We start from the raw sequence: 386 nt of genomic DNA, 5'->3' as shown, positions 1-386 counted from the left end.
ATGATCCGTCCCGCACAGAACCGTGCTGTCACCTTGTGGCTAATGAAGAACAGTAAACGTCCAATGAAGGCCGTGGACGTCTGGACGCTCTTGTTCGACCACCTGTTCCCACATACCGGACAGATCATGCTAACCCGCGAAGAAATCGCCGAAAAAGTCGGAATTCGGGTCAACGAAGTTACAGCCATCATGAATGAACTGGTGAAGTTCGGTGCGATTTTCTCCGAGCGCGAAAAGGTAGCCGGTATGCGAGGGCCGGGTCTTGTCCGCTACTACATGAACCGCCACGTTGCTGAAGTAGGTAGTCGTGCTACACAAGAAGAACTTTCTACAATACCAAAGCCGGGATTTAATCTTGAAGTTATAGAAGGAGGAAAATTATGAAA

At 49.2% G+C, this 386-nt stretch carries 1 protein-coding gene; it reads left to right on the top strand.

The window, feature by feature from the left end; genetic code table 11:
* A partial coding sequence (locus KP705_RS18955) for a hypothetical protein (protein ID WP_215765430.1) occupies nt 1-384 on the top strand: 384 nt, incomplete at its 5' end.
* Between the last annotated feature and the right edge of the window lie 2 nt (nt 385-386).

This window comes from Gluconobacter sp. P1D12_c, assembly GCF_018812105.1.
GTDB classification, from domain to species: domain Bacteria; phylum Pseudomonadota; class Alphaproteobacteria; order Acetobacterales; family Acetobacteraceae; genus Gluconobacter; species Gluconobacter oxydans_A.
Note: the sequence above shows the minus strand (reverse complement) of the source record. Positions and strands in the feature narration are given on the sequence as shown.